This is a genomic window from Enterococcus sp. DIV0358 (assembly GCF_051713465.1).
In the GTDB taxonomy this organism is placed as follows: Bacteria; Bacillota; Bacilli; order Lactobacillales; family Enterococcaceae; genus Enterococcus; species Enterococcus faecalis.
Genome location: NZ_JBIOPX010000001.1, coordinates 1486957 through 1505169, shown reverse-complemented (window position 1 = coordinate 1505169; position 18213 = coordinate 1486957). Strand labels below are relative to the sequence as shown.

Genomic DNA, 18213 nt, shown 5'->3' with positions numbered 1-18213 from the left:
ATTGCTATAAAAGTAAGAGATAGAGATTTTCTTAGCAGATTTTTACCTAAAAATAAAAAATTGAACGGAGGAAAAGAAATGAAGATTATTATCGCAGGTGCTGGCGCTATGGGCAGTCGCTTTGGACTAATGTTACATCAAGCAGGAAATGATGTTATTTTTGTCGATGGTTGGCCAGAACATATTGAAGCAATAAGAAAAAACGGGTTAGTTGCTGATTTTAATGGCGAAGTGGTGACCGCTAAAATTCCTATCTATCCTCAGACAGAAGTAGCAAGCATCGATTTTACGGCAGACTTAGTTATTCTATTTACAAAAGCAATGCAACTGGAAGGAATGCTTGAAGCATTAGAACATTTCCTTAATAAAAATACGAAAGTTTTATGCTTGTTAAATGGAATTGGGCACGAAGATATTATCAAAAAATACGTGCCATACGAAAATATTTTATTAGGAAACACAATGTGGACCGCTGGGTTAGAAGGACCGGGCAAAGTAAAATTATTTGGCAATGGTTCGATTGATTTACAAAATTTAGGAGCGCAAAGTGAACAAGCAGCAGAAGCAGTCATTAAGGTATTAAATAACGCTGGCTTAAATGCTCGTTATTCTGAGAATATTTTATCATCCATTTATAAGAAGGCCTGTGTGAATGGAACAATGAATGGTTTATGTACTTTGTTGGATTGCAATATGGCAGACTTTGGCGAAACAGAGCAAGCAGATCAAATTGTTCAACAAATAGTTAATGAATTTTTAGCAGTCGCTGAAGTGGAACAAGTTACGTTAGATAAACAAGCAGTGCTTCAACAAATCCGCTCGTGTTATAATCGAGAAACAATTGGTTTGCACCATCCATCGATGTATCAGGACTTAATAACCAATCATCGTTTAACCGAAATTGATTATATCAATGGAGCAATTGTTCGCAAAGGGAAAGCCTATGGGATTGCTACACCGTACTGTCAGTTTTTAACAGAGTTAATTCATTGTAAAGAAAATTTACTTCATGCTAAATAACAAGTAAAAACAGAAATATTCTTGAGTCGGTCTTGAGAAGAGCTTGACCTACTTCTTTCTATACTTTGCCAGTGTACAAGGCTGAGACAAAATCCAAAGTGAGTTTGTCTCAGCTTTTTTGTTTTTTAAAGAACACTACAGAAAATAAATCAAATCCGTGAAAAATATGTTAAACTAGAGAAGGTGTTTTTTCGCAAGAATCTACGCGGAACACAGGACTCGTTGAAGAATTGAATCAAAGAAACAATGTGTTAAAGAAGGGATTTGAACAGATTATGACCATTCAATGGTTTCCCGGCCATATGGCCAAAGCAAGAAGAGAAGTTTCTGAAAAAATCAAATATGTCGATATTGTATTTGAACTAGTTGATGCGCGGTTACCGCTTTCTTCCCGTAACCCAATGATGGACCAAATTGTCCAACAAAAACCACGATTAGTCCTTTTAAATAAAGGGGACTTAGCAGATAACGACCAAAATAAAAAATGGCAACATTACTTTCAAAAGAAAGGATACCAAACCCTAGTCATCAATGCCCAACAAAATAAAGGAATCAATAAAATTGTGCCAGCAGCCAAGGAAGCGTTAAAAGAAAAATTGGCTCGTGAACAGGCGAAAGGCTTGAAACCGCGTGCGATTCGCGCCATGTGTATTGGGATCCCCAATGTTGGTAAGTCAACCTTAATGAATCGTTTAGTCGGAAAAAAAATTGCGCAAACTGGGAACAAGCCAGGTGTGACAAAAGGACAACAATGGTTACGCTCTGGTTCCCAATTGGAATTACTGGATACACCAGGAATTCTTTGGCCAAAATTTGAAGATGAAGAAATTGGGAAAAAATTAGCTTTAACTGGCGCTATAAAAGATCAATTATTGCATTTAGATGATTTGGCGATTTATGGATTAGAATTTTTTGCACGTTTTTATCCGCAACGTTTGACGGAACGATATAGTTTAACAGAGGAAGAGCTATTTTTACCTGCTCCAGAACAGTTGATGTTAATTAGCCAAAAACGTGGTTTTAGAGATGATTATAATCGAGCCAGCGAAATGATTATTTTAGAAATTCGCAGTGGAAAATTAGGTACGTATACTTTGGACCGCTGGGAAGAACTAGGAGACGAATAACATGGCAAAAGAGTCGATTCAGGCAATCAAAGAAGCGTTGTTAACTGTCACTGATGCAACCGATGAACGATTAGCAAGCTGGCGAGAAGATGAACGTTCAGGAGTGCAACAAGCGATCAAACAATGGGAACGTCGCCAGTTAGCCAAAGAACAAGAGTGGCAACTTTTTAAAGAAATGAGTCAATTTGAGGAAGCGGCCTATAAAAAAGGCCATCGTTTAATTGCGGGAATTGATGAAGTAGGCCGCGGACCATTAGCTGGTCCTGTTGTGACAGCTGCAGTTATTTTACCGAAGGATTGTCAATTATTAGGCTTAAATGATTCAAAAAAGCTATCTGCTAAAAAACGGGAAACGTTATATAACCAGATTCAAGAACAGGCTGTCGCTATCGGGTTAGGTATCGCTGATCAAGGAGTCATTGATCAGATTAATATTTATCAAGCAACTAAACAAGCGATGAAAATGGCAATTGACGATTTAGCTTTTACACCAGATTATTTATTAATTGATGCAATGCAGTTAGACGTTCCCCAACCACAAGAAAGTTTGATTAAAGGGGATGCACGGTCCATTTCAATTGCAGCAGCCAGTATTATTGCAAAAGTAACAAGAGATCGATTAATGGAAGAATATGATGAATTATATCCTGGATACGGATTTAAAAACAATGCAGGCTATGGAACAAAAGAACATCTTCTCGGGTTAGAAAAATACGGTGTAACACCCATTCATCGACGTACGTTTGCGCCAATAAAAGATATGATTTAAAAATAAAACACTTTTTTTACGTATTCTTATTTTAAGAAGATGTGAAAGAGGTGTTTTTTGTTGGAAATTTTACAACGACAATTATTATTTAAATTAGCAGTATGCCAAGGAATTGGCAATTTAGGTATCTTAAAAGTATTACAAGAAGCTATCGCACAAAAGCGTGTTGATTTTTCCAGTACAGAAATTATTAGAATTGCTGAAATCAAGAAATATCGTGAATTATTTGAACAATCTTGGTTACACCATACGATTCATAGTGAAGCGTTATATATACGACAATGCCAACACCAATTTATGACAATTTTAGATGCCGTCTATCCTAAATTATTACGAGAAATTTATAATCCACCAGCAATTCTTTTTTATAGAGGAAATTTACAATTGTTAAGCAGAAGGAAAATTGGCATCGTCGGCGCTCGCTATGCCACTTCGTATGGGTTAAGAGTGACTGAAGCTCTGGTTCCTAAAATAGTCAAAGAAGGGTTCACAATCGTCAGCGGTCTTGCCAAAGGTATCGATAGTCGTAGCCATGAGATGGCCATCCAGAGCGGGGGTCAGACAATTGGAATTTTAGGCACTGGATTAGATGTATATTATCCGTACGAAAAGAAAGAATTACAGCAAACTATGAAGCAGAATCAGCTTGTTTTAACAGAATATGTGAATGGGAGTGGGCCGAAAAAATATCATTTTCCTGCACGTAATCGCATTATTGCTGGATTATCTTTAGGGGTCTGCGTGATGGAAGCTCGTAAGAATAGTGGCTCTTTAATTACTGCACAAGCGGCGATGGATTACGGGCGCGAGGTATTTGCCGTGCCGGGAAGTATTTTCCAGTCTTTTTCAACAGGCTGCCATGAATTGATTCAGGACGGCGCTAAATGTGTTCAGACAATTGATGATATTTGTGAAGAATTGTGACTTTTACTAATTGTGAATTGACAACCTACGTTCACTTCGGTACTATTTAATCAGATTTTAATCTTTTGGTTGTTAGTTAGGAGTGTCTAAATGGAAACGGTTGTTAGAAAAAGATGGTTGTTTGGTATGCAGCTACTGGGCTTTTTGGTTTTGGATCAAATTCCTTTGATGATGGTCTCAGTTGTTCAAGTTTCTACAGAAAACTTTTGGTTTCGCTTTGTTAGTGGATTAGTGGCTGTTGGACTTGGTGCCTATTTCGTCTATCTATTTGTTGTTTTTTTGAAAAAGAAAAAGCTCATAACTTGGACTTTTTTAGGAATCAAAGAAACCTTGCCAGTGGTCTTGTTAGGTTTGGTGATAATCTTTTGTGTGGGAATACTTGGTGATTTCTTATTACGTCTGGAAGGACTAGAGACGACCTCTAACCAACAAAGTGTTGAAGAAATTGTTCAAGCCATTCCTAAAGGGCTTATACTTATTTTTGCAGGTGTGATTGGACCAATTTTTGAAGAGGGAATTTTTCGTGTCGGGATTCAAGCGTTTTTCAAGCCAGCTTCAAAAATAGGAATACTCGTTTCTTCTATTTTATTTGCACTTGTACACACACCCACAGATATAGGTAGTTTTGTTATTTATTGGGGCATGGGTTTAGCTTTAAGTTGGGTCTATCTACGCACGGGTCGCTTTGAAGCTGCTGTCTTGACTCATTTTATTTGGAATGTTTTGGGTATTTTAATGCTTTAGGATAAAATCTACAAATCATAGGCATTTTTTATTTATAAATTCGGACAGTCAAACAGAAATGACAGAAATGTTAGAAAGCCTAGTCTTGACAAACCTATTCTATATAGCATATGATGTATTACGATTTGTGCGTTTTTTACATATTTTTTTACATATATTATATAGTAGGAAAGCGAACGCGAAAGGAGCTAATTGAATGGCCTATAAGTATCTCGTGATTGTAGAATCACCTGCCAAAGCCAAAACAATTGAAAAATATCTAGGAAGAAACTACAAGGTGGTTGCCAGTGTTGGTCACATTCGCGATTTACCAAAAAGTAAAATGGGGATTGATATTGAAAATAATTATGAACCTCATTATATTTCGATTCGCGGAAAAGGCGATGTCATCAAAAGTTTAAAAGCTGCTGCAAAAAAAGCGGAAAAAGTCTATCTCGCAGCCGATCCGGACCGAGAAGGTGAAGCAATTGCTTGGCATTTAGCTTATCTTCTTGGCCTTGATTTAAAAGATAAAAACCGTGTGGTATTCAATGAGATCACTAAAGAAGCGGTAAAAGCGGCATTTAAAGAACCTAGAACCATCAACGTTGATTTAGTTGATGCACAACAAGCACGGCGCATTTTAGACCGTTTAGTTGGATACTCGATTAGTCCTATTTTATGGCGTAAAGTCAAAAAAGGCTTGAGTGCTGGTCGTGTGCAATCTGTTGCTTTAAAAATGATTATTGATCGAGAAAATGAAATTCGAGAATTTAAACCTGAAGAATATTGGAGCATTGATGGGAATTTCCAAAAAGGTCGCAAGAAATTCAAAGCAAATTTCTGGGGCGTAGATGGTAAAAAGAAAAAATTACCAAATGCAGAAGCGGTGAAAGAAATCACTTCTCGAATTGACGGTAAAGATTACGATGTTACAAAAGTTGAGAAAAAAGAACGGAAACGTAATCCTGCATTACCTTTTACAACCAGTAGTTTACAACAAGAAGCGGCACGTAAATTAAATTTCCGTACCCGTAAAACCATGATGGTTGCGCAACAATTGTATGAGGGAATTGCTTTAGGGAAACAAGGCACTGTGGGGCTGATTACCTACATGCGTACAGACTCAACCAGAATTGCTGATTCCGCCAAAGCAGAAGCTGCTGAATTCATTGAAAAGACCTACGGAGATGAGTTCTCAGCACATGGCGGCCGCAAAGCAAAAAATACGCAAGGTGCACAAGATGCCCATGAAGCGGTTCGTCCGTCAAGCGTTTTAAGAACACCCGATGAAATGAAGAAGTATTTAGATAAAGATCAATTAAAATTATATACTCTTATTTGGTCGCGCTTTGTTGCTAGTCAAATGACACCAGCGATTTTAGATACCATGAAGGTCACGCTTCAACAAAACGGCGTAACGTTTATTGCCAATGGCTCCAAAGTGAAATTTAAAGGGTTTATGCAAGTATATGTTGAAGGACGCGATGATGGTAAAGAGGACAAGGAAAATATTTTACCTGAATTAGTGGAAGGTGACGTTGTTAAATCGGTCGATATCGAACCGAAACAACACTTTACTCAACCACCGGCTCGTTTTAGTGAAGCCACGTTAATCCGGACTTTAGAAGAAAATGGTGTGGGCCGACCATCAACATATGCGCCAACATTAGAAACCATTCAACGGCGTTATTACGTGAAGCTAACGAATAAACGGTTTGAACCAACGGAATTAGGTGAAATTGTGAATTCCCTAGTTTCAGAGTTTTTCCCACAAATTGTCGATACACATTTTACAGCGACAATGGAAACGGACCTAGATAAAGTCGGTGAAGGCCAAGAAAAATGGGTTGAAGTTGTCGATCGCTTCTACAAGCCCTTCGAAAAAGAATTAACAAATGCCGAAGAAAAGATTGAAAAAATCCAAATTAAAGATGAACCAGCAGGTTTTGACTGCGAACTATGTGGACATCCAATGGTGATTAAACTGGGTCGCTACGGGAAATTTTATGCATGTAGTAATTTCCCAGATTGTCGGAATACAAAAGCGATTGTCAAAGAAATTGGCGTGACGTGTCCTGTGTGTCACGAAGGGCAAGTTATCGAACGCAAATCAAAGAAAAATCGGATTTTCTATGGCTGTAGTCGGTACCCAGAGTGTGACTTCACTTCTTGGGACAAACCAGTAGGCCGACCATGTCCAAAATGTGGGCAATATTTAGTAGAGAAAAAAGTTAAAGGCGGCAAACAAGTCGTTTGTATCAATGGCGATTATGAAGAAAACGTCCAAAAATAAGAAAAATTGAGACCGAAGAATTTACTTCGGTCTTCTCTTTTAGTAAAATGAATTGAGTTTGTAAGAGACAGCTCTTAACTTCTTGACATAGAAAGGAATTTTTATACATGACAAAAAAAGTCACAATTATTGGTGCCGGTTTAGCCGGAAGTGAAGCGGCATGGCAAGTGGCCAATGCTGGCGTACCAGTTGATTTATATGAAATGCGCCCTGTCAAAAAGACACCAGCGCATCAAACAGAAAATTTTGCAGAGTTAGTTTGTTCTAATTCATTACGTGGAAATAGTTTAACCAATGCGGTAGGTGTTTTGAAAGAAGAAATGCGCCGTTTAAATTCAATCATTATTGGTAGTGCAGATCAAACCGCTGTACCAGCTGGCGGCGCCTTAGCAGTTGACCGTGATTCTTTTTCTGAAACAATCACTGAAAAAATTAAAAGTCATCCATTAATTACAATCAAAAATGAAGAAATCACTGATATTCCGGAAGGGATTGTAATTATTGCAACGGGTCCCTTAACCTCTGAAAGCTTATCTCAAAAAATTCAAGAATTTAATGGTTCTGAAGGCTTTTATTTTTACGATGCAGCAGCACCAATTATTGATAAATCAACAATTGACATGGATAAAGTTTATTTAAAATCTCGTTATAACAAGGGGGAAGCGGCTTACTTAAATTGTCCGATGACTGAAGAAGAGTTCAATGCTTTTCATGAAGCGCTAGTCAATGCAGAAGTGGTTCCTTTACGCACGTTTGAAAAAGAGAAGTTTTTCGAAGGCTGTATGCCCATCGAAGTAATGGCGCAACGTGGCATTAAAACCATGTTGTTTGGCCCAATGAAACCTGTCGGACTAGAAGACCCTAAAACAGGTAAACGCCCTTATGCTGTAATTCAATTACGTCAAGACAATGCTGCAGCTTCTTTATACAATATTGTTGGTTTCCAAACGCATTTAAAATGGGGTGAACAAAAACGAGTATTCCGTATGATTCCGGGATTAGAAAATGCTGAATTTGTTCGCTATGGCGTCATGCACCGTAATAGTTTTATGAATTCTCCAGAGTTGCTAAAACCAACCTACCAATCAAAAAAACGTGACGATCTGTTTTTTGCTGGACAAATGACTGGTGTTGAAGGATATGTTGAAAGCGCGGCAAGTGGTTTACTCGCAGGTATTAACGCAGCTCGTCTTGCCAAAGGGGAAGAGCCGATTGAAGTCCCTCGCGAAACGACTTTAGGAAGTATGGCTTATTATATTACACATGCAGAAGGCAAACATTTCCAACCAATGAATGCAAACTTTGGGCTTTTCCCAGAGTTACCTGAACGAATTCGTGACAAAAAAGAACGCTATGAAGCGATTGCTAATCGGGCCTTAGATGTTCAAGCTCAAGTTATCCAATCTTTAGACTAAATTAGAAAAAATATGAGAAAAGACTGAGCATCATTGCTAAGAAATGCGATGATACTCAGTCTTTTAATTTTTAGAAAAAAATAACAAAAGCTAAAGAATAGTTAAAATTGTGAACATATTTAGAAATATTGATTAAATTCTGACAACTTAATTGTCTTTTGAAAAAGGTTATGCTAAAGTTACTTTGTAATCGAATGAGGAGGGCTATCACATGGAAGAAAAGAATTGGCCTGAGTTATTTGCTCGTTATCTTATTGTCGAAAGAGGCTATTCAGAAAAAACAAAAAAAGCATATCAAGAAGATATACAACATTTTTTTTCTTTTTTAAAGACTTCAGGTAATGACAATTATTTGACTGTGGAACATTTGGATGTTCGGGCTTATTTGAGCGAATTATACGATCAGGAATATAGCCGCAATTCGATTAGTCGAAAAATTGCCAGTTTGCGTTCTTTTTATCAATTCTTATTAAAAAATGAAGCAATCCAAGAGAATCCTTTTTCCTATGTTCATATGAAAAAGAAACAGTTACGGTTGCCCCGTTTTTTTTATGAAAAAGAAATGGATGCATTATTTGAGAGCGCACAAGGGGAGCAACCGCTTGATTTGAGAAATAAAGCGTTGCTAGAAGTTCTGTATGGGACTGGTATTCGGGTCAGTGAATGTGCGAACTTAACGGTGGACGCAGTTGACTTTCAAGCTTCTGTTTTATTGGTTCACGGAAAAGGAAATAAAGATCGCTATGTGCCTTTTGGTTCATTTGCACAAGACGCCTTAAAGGATTACTTAGAGAATGGCCGCGCGCTATTAATGACAAAATATCAAAAAAAACATCCGTATGTCTTTGTTAATCATCATGGTGAACAAATCACGCCAACAGGGATTGAATATGTCTTAAACCAACTAATTAAAAAAAGTTCATTAAATGCGGAAATTCATCCCCACATGTTACGCCATACATTTGCGACACACTTATTAAATAATGGCGCCGATATGCGGACAGTTCAAGAATTATTAGGACATGCTAATTTATCAACAACTCAGATATATGCGCATGTGACAAAAGAAAGTTTACAAAAAAATTATCGAACGTTTCATCCTCGTGCATAATGGAGGTAAACGTCTAGGAGGAACAATAATGGTTGAATCACAATTTCACTCTACAACAATTTGTGCAGTCGAAAAAGATGGAAAATTTGCAATGGCTGGTGACGGCCAAGTAACAATGGGCGAATCTGTCGTTATGAAAGGTACGGCCAAAAAAGTGCGCCGTATTTACAATGATGAAGTCGTTGTCGGTTTTGCAGGGAGTGTGGCAGATGCCTTTACATTAGAAGAAAAGTTTGAAGGAAAATTAAATGAATACAACGGAAACTTAACGAGAGCTGCGGTTGAGTTAGCCCAAGAGTGGCGTACACAACAGTCTATGCAAAAATTAGAAGCTATGCTGATTGTGATGAATAAGGAAGAAATGCTCTTAGTTTCAGGAACTGGGGAAGTCATTACACCAGACGATGGTATTTTAGCAATTGGTTCTGGCGGTAATTTTGCTTTGTCCGCTGCAAGAGCCATGAAAAACTTTGGTGATAAAGAAATGCCAGCGAAAGAGATTGCTAAAAATGCCTTAAATATTGCTGCAGATATCTGTGTATTTACGAATCATAATATCATTGTAGAAGAATTATAAGCGAGGGAAAATCCATGAATGAATTAAACAAAACACCAAAAGAAATAGTCAAAGAACTAGATCAATATATTGTTGGACAGCAAGCTGCCAAAAAATCAGTGGCGGTAGCTTTACGTAACCGCTATCGTCGCTTGCAATTAGAAGAAAATATGCAACAAGATATTACGCCTAAAAACTTACTAATGATTGGACCAACAGGTGTTGGTAAAACTGAGATTGCTCGTCGTCTCGCAAAAATTGTCAATGCGCCTTTTGTAAAAGTTGAAGCAACCAAATTTACAGAAGTAGGCTATGTCGGTCGGGATGTCGAATCAATGGTTCGGGATTTAGTAGAAAATGCGATCCAAATTGTTGAAAAACAACAATACAGTCGCGTGTATGCGCAAGCGTTAAAAAAGGCCAATCAACGTTTAGTCAAAGTATTAGTGCCTGGAATTAAAAAAGAACAAAAACAGGTTGGCGGTAATCAATTTGAACAAATGATGAACATGTTTAACATGGCTCAGCAACAGCAAGAAGCACAAGAAGAAGTAACGGAAGATATTCGAACGAATCGCCGAACAATTTTGGAACAGCTGGAAAAAGGTCTATTAGATAATCGTGAAGTAACAATTGAAATTGAAGAACCGAAGAAAACGATGCCAGCTATGAACAATGGCCTAGAACAAATGGGTATCGACTTAAATGAAACGTTAGGCGCTCTGTCACCAAAGAAAAAAATCGAACGTACTGTAACGGTGAAAGAAGCACAAGAATTATTAGTGAAAGAAGAATCAGCAAAAATTGTCAATGACGCTGATATCCATAGTGAAGCGATTCGTTTAGCTGAATCAAGCGGAATTATTTTTATCGATGAGATTGATAAAATCACCTCTAAAAGTCAACAAAATTCGGGCGAAGTCTCTCGTGAAGGAGTACAAAGAGACATTTTGCCGATTGTTGAAGGCTCTCAAGTTAACACGAAGTATGGTCCTTTACAAACGGATCACATTTTATTTATCGCTTCAGGTGCTTTCCACTTGTCAAAACCAAGTGACTTGATTCCAGAATTACAAGGCCGCTTCCCAATTCGAGTTGAATTAGATGATTTAACGGCTGATGACTTCGTAAGTATCTTAACTGAGCCAAACAATGCTTTAATTAAACAATATGTAGCATTAATCGGTACAGAAAATGTTTCAGTCATCTTTACCAAAGAAGCAATTGAACGGTTAGCACACATCGCTTATGATGTAAACCGTGATACAGATAATATTGGGGCGCGTCGTTTACACACAATTTTAGAACGTTTATTAGAAGATTTATTATATGAAGCACCAGATATGCAAATGGGTGAAATTACGATTACCGAAGCATATGTCAATGAAAAATTGAATGACATTGTTCAAAATGAAGATTTAAGTCGTTACATCTTATAAAAAAGGCTGGAGGAGAAAAGATGGCTACATTATTAGAAAAAACACGTCAAGTGAACGAGCTTTTGCAAAAAAATAATCTGTTTGACGTACAAGCAGAACTTCCGTACAACAAAATGGCAATGATTTTAGGGGATATTTTAGAAAGTAATGCGTATATTATTAGCAGTTCAGGGGATTTGTTGGGGTATACTGAAAAATTAGATGTTAATAATGCCCGTATCAAAAATATGTTTAAAGAGAAAAAATTTCCTCAAGGATACACCGAGGCCGTGGATATGCTCAAAGTAACCGAAGCCAATATTCCAATAGACAGTGATTTAACTGCATTTCCTTTTGAATCACGAGAGCTGTATCCGTTTGGGTTAACCACTATTGTGCCTTTGTACGGTGCTGGCAAACGCTTGGGTACGATTATTTTAGCGCGTGTTGAAAAATCCTTTAACGAGGATGATTTAGTGTTAGCTGAATATAGTGCGACCGTTGTCGGCATGCAAATTTTGTATCATCAATCCAGAACAATTGAAGCAGAAGTTCGCAGTGCGACTGCCGTGCAAATGGCCATCAACACTCTTTCCTATAGTGAATTAAAAGCCGTCCATGCTATTTTTGAAGCCTTAGATGGCGAAGAAGGTCGTTTAACCGCTTCAAGTATTGCAGACGAAATAGGCATTACTCGTTCCGTAATTGTGAATGCCTTAAGAAAATTAGAATCAGCTGGAATTATTGAATCACGTTCTCTTGGTATGAAAGGGACTTATTTAAAAGTATTAAATCAACAATTTATTAAAGAGTTGGAAAAATAAGCAATTGCTCGTATCAACTAGGAGGACAACGCAATGACTGTACAAATTGAAAATGAATTTCTAATCGCAACATTTGCTGAAGAAGGAGCAGAATTAGTAAGTTTACAATCAAAAGAAACCGGCATTGAATATATTTGGCAAGGAAATCCTGAATTTTGGGCCCGCCATGCGCCCGTACTTTTTCCGATTGTCGGTCGTCTAAAAGAAGATACGTATATGTACCAAAATCAAGCGTATCATTTAACTCAACATGGTTTTGCTCGTGATCAAGTATTTGATGTGATTGAAAAAGGTGGAGAAGAAGTTTCTTTTTCACTAAAATCAACAAAAGAAACCAAGAAGAAGTATCCTTTTGATTTTGAACTAGTGATTACTTATACATTAGAATACCAAGAATTGACTGTAAACTACCAAGTAGAAAATACAGGGAAAGAAGAGATGTATTTTGGGATTGGTGGTCATCCAGCCTTTAATGTACCTTTAGAATCTTCACTAACGTTTGAAGATTATTATCTAAGTTTTTCACCTAAAAAATCACGGACACAAATTCCCTTAGCAGGCCCGTTTATTGATTTAGCGAATAAAACGCTAGCCCAAACGAATACCAGCTTTGACTTAACGCATCAATTATTTGAAAATGATGCAATGATTTTTGAAACAAAAGGTCAAACAGCAATTACGATTGCCACAGACGAAAGTGACCATCAAGTCACTTTGAGTTATCCAGAAATGCCTTTTGTGGGGATTTGGTCACCGACACCGAAAGAAGCGCCTTTTGTCTGTATCGAACCTTGGTGCGGGATTGCTGATGCTGTCGACGCAACTGGCCAACTTGCTGAAAAATTTGGCATCAATAAGTTACCAGCTAACGAACTATTTAAAACACAGTATATGATTAGTGTAAAATAAAGAAAAAGGCTGTGAACATTATTTGTTCACAGCCTTTTTCTTTATTTTTTTGCACGTAAGCCAAAAGAGAGGCGACTTTCTGTTCCATTTTTAATTCGCTGAATGTTTTCACGATGACGGACAAAGATAAAAGTAGTCAAAGCAATCGCAATCACGGTTAATAACCAGTTAAATGTTGGTAAAATAGCTGGGACAGTGAAAGGCAAAATAATAGTAGAAAGTGTAATTAGTACAGCGCTAATCATACTTGTTAAACTCACCATACTGGTTAGATACAGACAAATCACAAAAATAAGAGCAGAATAAATAAAAAATGTGGGGCTGTATGCTAATAACATGCCAGCGCTAGTGGCTACGGCTTTACCACCTTTGAAATTGGCAAAAATAGGGAAGGTATGCCCTAAAACAGCTGCTACCCCAAAGAAGAGTGGGTTCACGCCTTGTAAACCAAACAAATAGGGTAATGAAGTGGCTAACGTTCCTTTCAAGATATCCATTAATAATACCGTGATTCCGGCAGGTTTCCCTAAGACACGAAATGTATTGGTTGTTCCTGTATTCCCACTCCCAAATTGGCGTATATCTTTTTTAAAGAAAAGTTTGCCAATCCAAACACCTGAGGGAATCGAACCTAATAAATAGGCAACAAGTAACAAAATGACGATTTTCATCAAGTTAACCTCTTTCTTATTCAAACTAGGATTTATTTTATCATGAATAGAAAAACGGAACAACGTCTAATAACTAAAACAAGAAAAGTTTTTCTTTTGCTTGAGGAAGCGTTGACAAATGGTTGATAACCGTTATAATAAATGTGTGTCATTAGACAAAGACGTCTAATCACTGGTTTGAAAATTAGTTATCAACGAAGATACAATATATATGTACTTATGAAGTGTCAGGGAAAGAGGTGCGAATCCTCTACAGACCTACCTACTGTATGGTGGATGAAACCAATAAGACCACAGATTATTCTGGAAGGATTGGGAGTAAGAAGAAGCTAAGTCAGGATACCGGCTTGATAAGTCTAATCATTCTTTTGTAGGAAAAAGAAGGGGCTTTGAAGATAACTGGCTGAGTATATCATTAGCATAGTTAAGTGACTGCTTTTTTTCTATTGGAGAAAAAAGTGGTTTTTTTGTATTGTTTTGACGTTGAGACAAAGGAGGTTCATTTCAGAAAATTTTCCCCAAAATAAAATAGACGAATGCGAGGATGAAAAAATGAAAAAATTTACCTTAACAATGATGACTTTAGGCTTAGTAGCAACACTTGGCTTAGCAGGGTGTGGCAAACAGGAAAAGAAAGCAACTACCTCTTCTGAAAAAACAGAAGTAACGTTACCAACCAAAGACCGTAGCGGCAAAGAAATTACTTTACCCAAAGAAGCAAACAAAATTATTTCCCTAGTACCATCAACAACAGAAGTGATTGAAGACTTAGGTAAAACCGACCAATTAATCGCAGTTGATACTCAAAGTAGCACAATGATGACTGATTTAAAAAAATTACCACAAATGGATATGATGGCTGTCGATGCAGAAAAATTGATTGCCTTGAAACCACAAATTGTTTATGTGAATGACATCAATTTAGCTAGCTCAGAAAGTGTTTGGAAACAAGTGGAAGATGCTGGAATTACAGTCGTTAACATCCCCACTAGTACAAGTATCAAAGCAATCAAAGAAGACGTCCAATTCATCGCGGATAGCTTATCTGAACATGAAAAAGGACAAAAGTTAATCAAAACAATGGATCAAGAAATCGACGAAGTAGCCAAAATTGGGAAAACTATTAAAAAACCAAAAACTGTTTTGTTTGAAGTAGCTGCCTTACCAGACATTTATAGTTTTGGTAATGGGACATTTTTAAATGAAATGATTGAAACAATTGGGGCAAAAAATGTTTTGGCAAATGAAAAAGGCTGGTTACCAGTGACAGAAGAAGCGGCCATTGCTGCAAAACCAGAAGTCATTTTAACCAATGTTAACTATATGAAAGATCCCGCCAAAGAAATTTTAGCTCGTAAAAACTGGGAAAGCGTTCCAGCAGTTCAAAACAAAGAAGTTTTCGAAATTGATAACATGTCTAGCTCTTTACCAAATAACCACATTACCAAAGCATTAAAACAAATGGCAAAAGCTGTTTATCCAGAGGAATATAAGGATTTAAAAGATGAGTAAAAAAACGTGTCTCATACTGATGCTCTTGATCAGTATGAGCATGCTCTTTTTGGGTATTAAAATTGGAAGTGTTCAGATTTCGTTTACGGATTTGCTTCAAATTTTAGTGAAAAAGACGGTTTCAGAAGACGGGATTTTAGAGGGAATCATCTGGAATGTTCGGTTACCGCGTGTCGTGATGGCCTATCTCGTGGGCGCAGGCTTAGCAGTAAGTGGCACGGTGATGCAATCGCTCTTAGGTAATCCTTTAGCTTCTTCGTATACTTTGGGCGTATCAGCGGGAGCATCCTTAGGCGCTGCGTTAATCATGGTAACTGGAGTAACTGCTTCGATCTTAGGGGCATTTTTATTGCCTTTAACTGGTTTTATCTTTGGCTTAGCAACGGTCTTTTTAGTTTTGTTATTTACGCAAACAATGGATAGTCAAATGTCCAATCAAACAGTTGTTTTAGTGGGGATGATTATGACCTTGTTTGTCGGTGCTATTTTGACGTTGATTACAGCACTTTTCCAAGATTATTTGAAACAATTAGTCTTTTGGCAAATGGGTAGTTTTTCTGGCAGTAATTGGCAAAAAATTGCTATTTATTGTCCAATCTTGCTTGTCAGCAGTCTGTTTCTTTGGTTTGATGCCAACGCATTGGATGTTCTTGGCTTAGGAGAAGAACATGCGATGTTAGCGGGAGTAGAAGTCAAAACAGCAAAACTACGCATTATTCTTTTGGCTAGTTTACTAGCAGGAAGTGCGGTTTCATTTGTCGGTGTGATTGGTTTTGTTGATTTAATAGCACCACATATTGTCCGTCGCTATCTAGGGGCGACTCATCGCTGGCTGATTCCTGGTTCAGCAATCTTAGGTGGGACCATCATGGTAATAGGGGACACAATTGCCCGCACGATTTTATCACCAAGAGAAATTCCCATCGGGGCCGTAACAGCCTTGATTGGAGCGCCATTCTTCTTGTATATTTACTTTAAAAAAAGGGGCGTTGCTGCATGATTGAATTAAAAAAAACAGCTGTAACACTCCAACAAACCCCCATTTTAAAAGATATTTCCCTCGTTTTTCCGACAGGTAGTAAAACTTGTATTTTAGGTCCAAATGGTTGCGGTAAAACGACACTTTTAAAAACGATTGCCGGACTTGTCCCTTATAGTGGTTCTGTTTTAATTGATGGTCAAGAAGTTCATGGACAAAAGCGGAAGGAATTGGCAACGAAAGTAGCGATGATGAGTCAATTCACGACAGTTGCTTTTGATTATACGGTTTACGAAACAGTTTTGATGGGGGCGTATCGACAACAAGCACAACGTTTTTTACCTATTGTTTCTAAACAAGAAAAAGAACGAGTCCTTTATTATTTAGAACGCACGGGTTTATTGCCTTTAAAAGATAAAGTTGTCAATCAGCTTTCAGGAGGACAACAACAACGAGTATTTTTGGCTAAATTATTTGTACAAGATCCAGAAATTATTTTATTGGATGAACCCAATAATCATTTGGATATTCGGTATCAACAAGAATTGATTCAGCAGTTAAATGAGTGGAGTGCGCAAGAAGGGAAAACGTTAATCGGGGTGTTTCATGATATCCGTTTAGCGTTAACGCTAAGTGAAAAAATTGTGTTTATGAAGCAAGGGAAAGTGGCCGCGCAAGGTGATTTTCAAACGTTGGCTTCCAAAGAATTTTTACAAACAATTTTTGAAACAGATATTGTCTCATATTTTCAGAAACAACATAAAGTTTGGGAAACTATTCAATAATTTTGACAAGTTTTTTGGAAACAGGTAAGATAAAGGCAAAGAATCAGAAACACAATGGTGTGTTTTAACAAATCGGCAAAGGAGCCCAAGACTAAGTACGTGATGGTACTTGCTTTGGGCTCCTTTTTTATGGAGGTAGCGATGAAACGAATCATTTTAATGGGAGCTATCGGGTGTGGCAAAACCACGTTATGTCAAGCTCTGCAAGGCAAAGAATTAATTTATGATAAAACACAGGCGGTGGAATTTCATACAGAAATGATTGATACACCGGGCGAGTTTATTTTGCATCGGCAATATTATAATGCGTTAAACGTCACAGCGGCAGAAGCAGATGTGATCGGTTTGGTTCAAAGTGCTGTAGAAACACAACAAGTTTTTTCACCAGGATTTGGTAGTATTTTCCCGAAAGAAATCATTGGTATTTTAACCAAGATTGATTTAGCACAAGATTCTCAGCAGTTAGAGATTGTTCGGCAACAATTAAAAAGTGCGGGTGCAACAAGAATTTTTGAAATTTCTTCTGTTGAAAAAATTGGCTTGCAAGAATTAGTAGATTATTTAGAGGAGGATGAAGCAGAATGAAAATTTATACAAAAACTGGCGATAAGGGAATGACGAAATTAGTCGGCAGCTCAACCGTCGCTAAGGATTCTGATCGAGTTGAAAGTTATGGAACGATTGATGAATTGAATTCTTGGGTGGGCTATATTATCAGCCAACTTCCACAAGAAAATCAAGAAATTAAAGAAGAACTAGAAGCTTTACAACATTTACTTTTTGATGCGGGAACAGATTTGTCAACACCGATTGAAGCACAACGACCATTTAAATTACAAAAGGAAAGTGTCCATTGGCTAGAACAGCGGATTGATTTCTACACTGCACAATCACCAGATATTGATCGTTTTATTTTACCTGGCGGAACCCCAGCAGCCAGTATGGTTCATGTGGCTCGGACGATTGCACGGCGCGCAGAACGCATCATTGTTCGTTTAAATTGGACAGCCAAAATTAACGAAGAGGTATTAATTTTTACCAATCGTTTATCAGATTATTTTTATGCGTTGGCTCGCTATTTAAATGTTCAAGCACAACGACCTGATGTTTTTTATGAACGAAGCGAAAAGGTTTTCCATAAAATTAAAGAAGATGGATTGTAAACAGTTGCTTT

At 37.5% G+C, this 18213-nt stretch carries 18 protein-coding genes and 1 riboswitch; of the genes, 17 read left to right on the top strand and 1 reads right to left on the bottom strand.

Annotated elements, in window-relative coordinates; genetic code table 11:
- The first annotated feature begins 78 nt into the window (after positions 1 to 78).
- From IGK70_RS07380 to IGK70_RS07325, 12 genes are all read left to right on the top strand, one after another.
- Positions 79 to 1020, top strand: a complete 942-nt coding sequence (locus tag IGK70_RS07380; RefSeq protein WP_002357479.1) for a 2-dehydropantoate 2-reductase — start codon at positions 79 to 81, stop codon at positions 1018 to 1020.
- A gap of 275 nt (positions 1021 to 1295) precedes the next feature.
- The gene (gene ylqF, locus IGK70_RS07375; RefSeq protein WP_071981444.1) at positions 1296 to 2147 is read left to right on the top strand and encodes a ribosome biogenesis GTPase YlqF; all 852 of its coding nucleotides are present in this window, start codon (positions 1296 to 1298) and stop codon (positions 2145 to 2147) included.
- A gap of 1 nt (position 2148) precedes the next feature.
- On the top strand, positions 2149 to 2916 hold the full coding sequence (locus IGK70_RS07370; RefSeq protein WP_002408462.1) for a ribonuclease HII: 768 nt from the start codon (positions 2149 to 2151) through the stop codon (positions 2914 to 2916).
- 60 nt (positions 2917 to 2976) lie between these two features.
- Entirely contained in the window at positions 2977 to 3840 is an 864-nt protein-coding gene (gene dprA / locus IGK70_RS07365; RefSeq protein WP_002393384.1) for a DNA-processing protein DprA, read from the top strand.
- A gap of 90 nt (positions 3841 to 3930) precedes the next feature.
- Positions 3931 to 4584: a CPBP family intramembrane glutamic endopeptidase gene (locus IGK70_RS07360; protein ID WP_002381873.1), complete on the top strand. Its 654-nt coding sequence runs from the start codon at positions 3931 to 3933 to the stop codon at positions 4582 to 4584.
- Positions 4585 to 4780: 196 nt separating this feature from the next.
- Positions 4781 to 6859: a type I DNA topoisomerase gene (topA, locus tag IGK70_RS07355; protein ID WP_002357484.1), complete on the top strand. Its 2079-nt coding sequence runs from the start codon at positions 4781 to 4783 to the stop codon at positions 6857 to 6859.
- 107 nt (positions 6860 to 6966) lie between these two features.
- On the top strand, positions 6967 to 8274 hold the full coding sequence (trmFO, locus tag IGK70_RS07350; RefSeq protein ID WP_071981443.1) for an FADH(2)-oxidizing methylenetetrahydrofolate--tRNA-(uracil(54)-C(5))-methyltransferase TrmFO: 1308 nt from the start codon (positions 6967 to 6969) through the stop codon (positions 8272 to 8274).
- 211 nt (positions 8275 to 8485) lie between these two features.
- A complete protein-coding gene (xerC, locus tag IGK70_RS07345) occupies positions 8486 to 9385 on the top strand; it encodes a tyrosine recombinase XerC (RefSeq protein WP_002381875.1) in 900 nt (299 codons plus the stop codon).
- Positions 9386 to 9413: 28 nt separating this feature from the next.
- Entirely contained in the window at positions 9414 to 9962 is a 549-nt protein-coding gene (gene hslV / locus IGK70_RS07340) for an HslVU peptidase proteolytic subunit (protein WP_002357489.1), read from the top strand.
- Positions 9963 to 9976: 14 nt separating this feature from the next.
- The gene (gene hslU, locus IGK70_RS07335; RefSeq protein ID WP_002381876.1) at positions 9977 to 11380 is read left to right on the top strand and encodes an ATP-dependent protease ATPase subunit HslU; all 1404 of its coding nucleotides are present in this window, start codon (positions 9977 to 9979) and stop codon (positions 11378 to 11380) included.
- Between the two features lie 20 nt (positions 11381 to 11400).
- On the top strand, positions 11401 to 12183 hold the full coding sequence (gene codY, locus IGK70_RS07330; RefSeq protein WP_002357492.1) for a GTP-sensing pleiotropic transcriptional regulator CodY: 783 nt from the start codon (positions 11401 to 11403) through the stop codon (positions 12181 to 12183).
- A 33-nt stretch (positions 12184 to 12216) separates the two neighbouring features.
- On the top strand, positions 12217 to 13092 hold the full coding sequence (locus IGK70_RS07325) for an aldose 1-epimerase family protein (protein WP_002381877.1): 876 nt from the start codon (positions 12217 to 12219) through the stop codon (positions 13090 to 13092).
- A gap of 41 nt (positions 13093 to 13133) precedes the next feature.
- On the opposite strand, the gene plsY is transcribed toward IGK70_RS07325, so the two are convergent.
- Complete coding sequence (gene plsY, locus IGK70_RS07320) at positions 13134 to 13763, bottom strand: glycerol-3-phosphate 1-O-acyltransferase PlsY (RefSeq protein ID WP_002360243.1); 630 nt, start codon at positions 13761 to 13763, stop codon at positions 13134 to 13136.
- A gap of 205 nt (positions 13764 to 13968) precedes the next feature.
- Positions 13969 to 14128, top strand: a riboswitch (cobalamin riboswitch).
- Positions 14129 to 14246: 118 nt separating this feature from the next.
- On the opposite strand from plsY, the gene IGK70_RS07315 reads away from it, so the two are divergent.
- From IGK70_RS07315 to IGK70_RS07295, 5 genes are all read left to right on the top strand, one after another.
- Complete coding sequence (locus tag IGK70_RS07315) at positions 14247 to 15275, top strand: ABC transporter substrate-binding protein (RefSeq protein ID WP_002396310.1); 1029 nt, start codon at positions 14247 to 14249, stop codon at positions 15273 to 15275.
- On the top strand, positions 15268 to 16275 hold the full coding sequence (locus IGK70_RS07310) for a FecCD family ABC transporter permease (protein WP_002381878.1): 1008 nt from the start codon (positions 15268 to 15270) through the stop codon (positions 16273 to 16275). Before IGK70_RS07315 ends, IGK70_RS07310 begins: the two co-directional genes overlap by 8 nt.
- Positions 16272 to 17039, top strand: a complete 768-nt coding sequence (locus tag IGK70_RS07305; protein ID WP_002357498.1) for an ABC transporter ATP-binding protein — start codon at positions 16272 to 16274, stop codon at positions 17037 to 17039. Before IGK70_RS07310 ends, IGK70_RS07305 begins: the two co-directional genes overlap by 4 nt.
- Before the next feature lie 141 nt (positions 17040 to 17180).
- On the top strand, positions 17181 to 17624 hold the full coding sequence (locus IGK70_RS07300) for a EutP/PduV family microcompartment system protein (protein ID WP_002363995.1): 444 nt from the start codon (positions 17181 to 17183) through the stop codon (positions 17622 to 17624).
- A complete protein-coding gene (locus tag IGK70_RS07295) occupies positions 17621 to 18202 on the top strand; it encodes a cob(I)yrinic acid a,c-diamide adenosyltransferase (protein ID WP_002360247.1) in 582 nt (193 codons plus the stop codon). The genes IGK70_RS07300 and IGK70_RS07295 overlap by 4 nt, the downstream gene beginning before the upstream one ends.
- The last annotated feature ends 11 nt before the right edge of the window (positions 18203 to 18213 follow it).

What these genes read in the sequence shown, in the direction of transcription:
- IGK70_RS07380 (WP_002357479.1), top strand. Translation starts at nt 79, where the DNA reads ATGAAGATTATTATCGCAGGTGCTGGCGCTATGGGCAGTCGCTTTGGA.
- IGK70_RS07300 (WP_002363995.1), top strand. Translation starts at nt 17,181, where the DNA reads ATGAAACGAATCATTTTAATGGGAGCTATCGGGTGTGGCAAAACCACG.
- trmFO (WP_071981443.1), top strand. Translation starts at nt 6,967, where the DNA reads ATGACAAAAAAAGTCACAATTATTGGTGCCGGTTTAGCCGGAAGTGAA.
- IGK70_RS07370 (WP_002408462.1), top strand. Translation starts at nt 2,149, where the DNA reads ATGGCAAAAGAGTCGATTCAGGCAATCAAAGAAGCGTTGTTAACTGTC.
- IGK70_RS07295 (WP_002360247.1), top strand. Translation starts at nt 17,621, where the DNA reads ATGAAAATTTATACAAAAACTGGCGATAAGGGAATGACGAAATTAGTC.
- IGK70_RS07360 (WP_002381873.1), top strand. Translation starts at nt 3,931, where the DNA reads ATGGAAACGGTTGTTAGAAAAAGATGGTTGTTTGGTATGCAGCTACTG.
- topA (WP_002357484.1), top strand. Translation starts at nt 4,781, where the DNA reads ATGGCCTATAAGTATCTCGTGATTGTAGAATCACCTGCCAAAGCCAAA.
- hslV (WP_002357489.1), top strand. Translation starts at nt 9,414, where the DNA reads ATGGTTGAATCACAATTTCACTCTACAACAATTTGTGCAGTCGAAAAA.
- xerC (WP_002381875.1), top strand. Translation starts at nt 8,486, where the DNA reads ATGGAAGAAAAGAATTGGCCTGAGTTATTTGCTCGTTATCTTATTGTC.
- hslU (WP_002381876.1), top strand. Translation starts at nt 9,977, where the DNA reads ATGAATGAATTAAACAAAACACCAAAAGAAATAGTCAAAGAACTAGAT.
- plsY (WP_002360243.1), bottom strand. Translation starts at nt 13,763, where the DNA reads ATGAAAATCGTCATTTTGTTACTTGTTGCCTATTTATTAGGTTCGATT.
- ylqF (WP_071981444.1), top strand. Translation starts at nt 1,296, where the DNA reads ATGACCATTCAATGGTTTCCCGGCCATATGGCCAAAGCAAGAAGAGAA.
- IGK70_RS07325 (WP_002381877.1), top strand. Translation starts at nt 12,217, where the DNA reads ATGACTGTACAAATTGAAAATGAATTTCTAATCGCAACATTTGCTGAA.
- codY (WP_002357492.1), top strand. Translation starts at nt 11,401, where the DNA reads ATGGCTACATTATTAGAAAAAACACGTCAAGTGAACGAGCTTTTGCAA.
- IGK70_RS07310 (WP_002381878.1), top strand. Translation starts at nt 15,268, where the DNA reads ATGAGTAAAAAAACGTGTCTCATACTGATGCTCTTGATCAGTATGAGC.
- IGK70_RS07305 (WP_002357498.1), top strand. Translation starts at nt 16,272, where the DNA reads ATGATTGAATTAAAAAAAACAGCTGTAACACTCCAACAAACCCCCATT.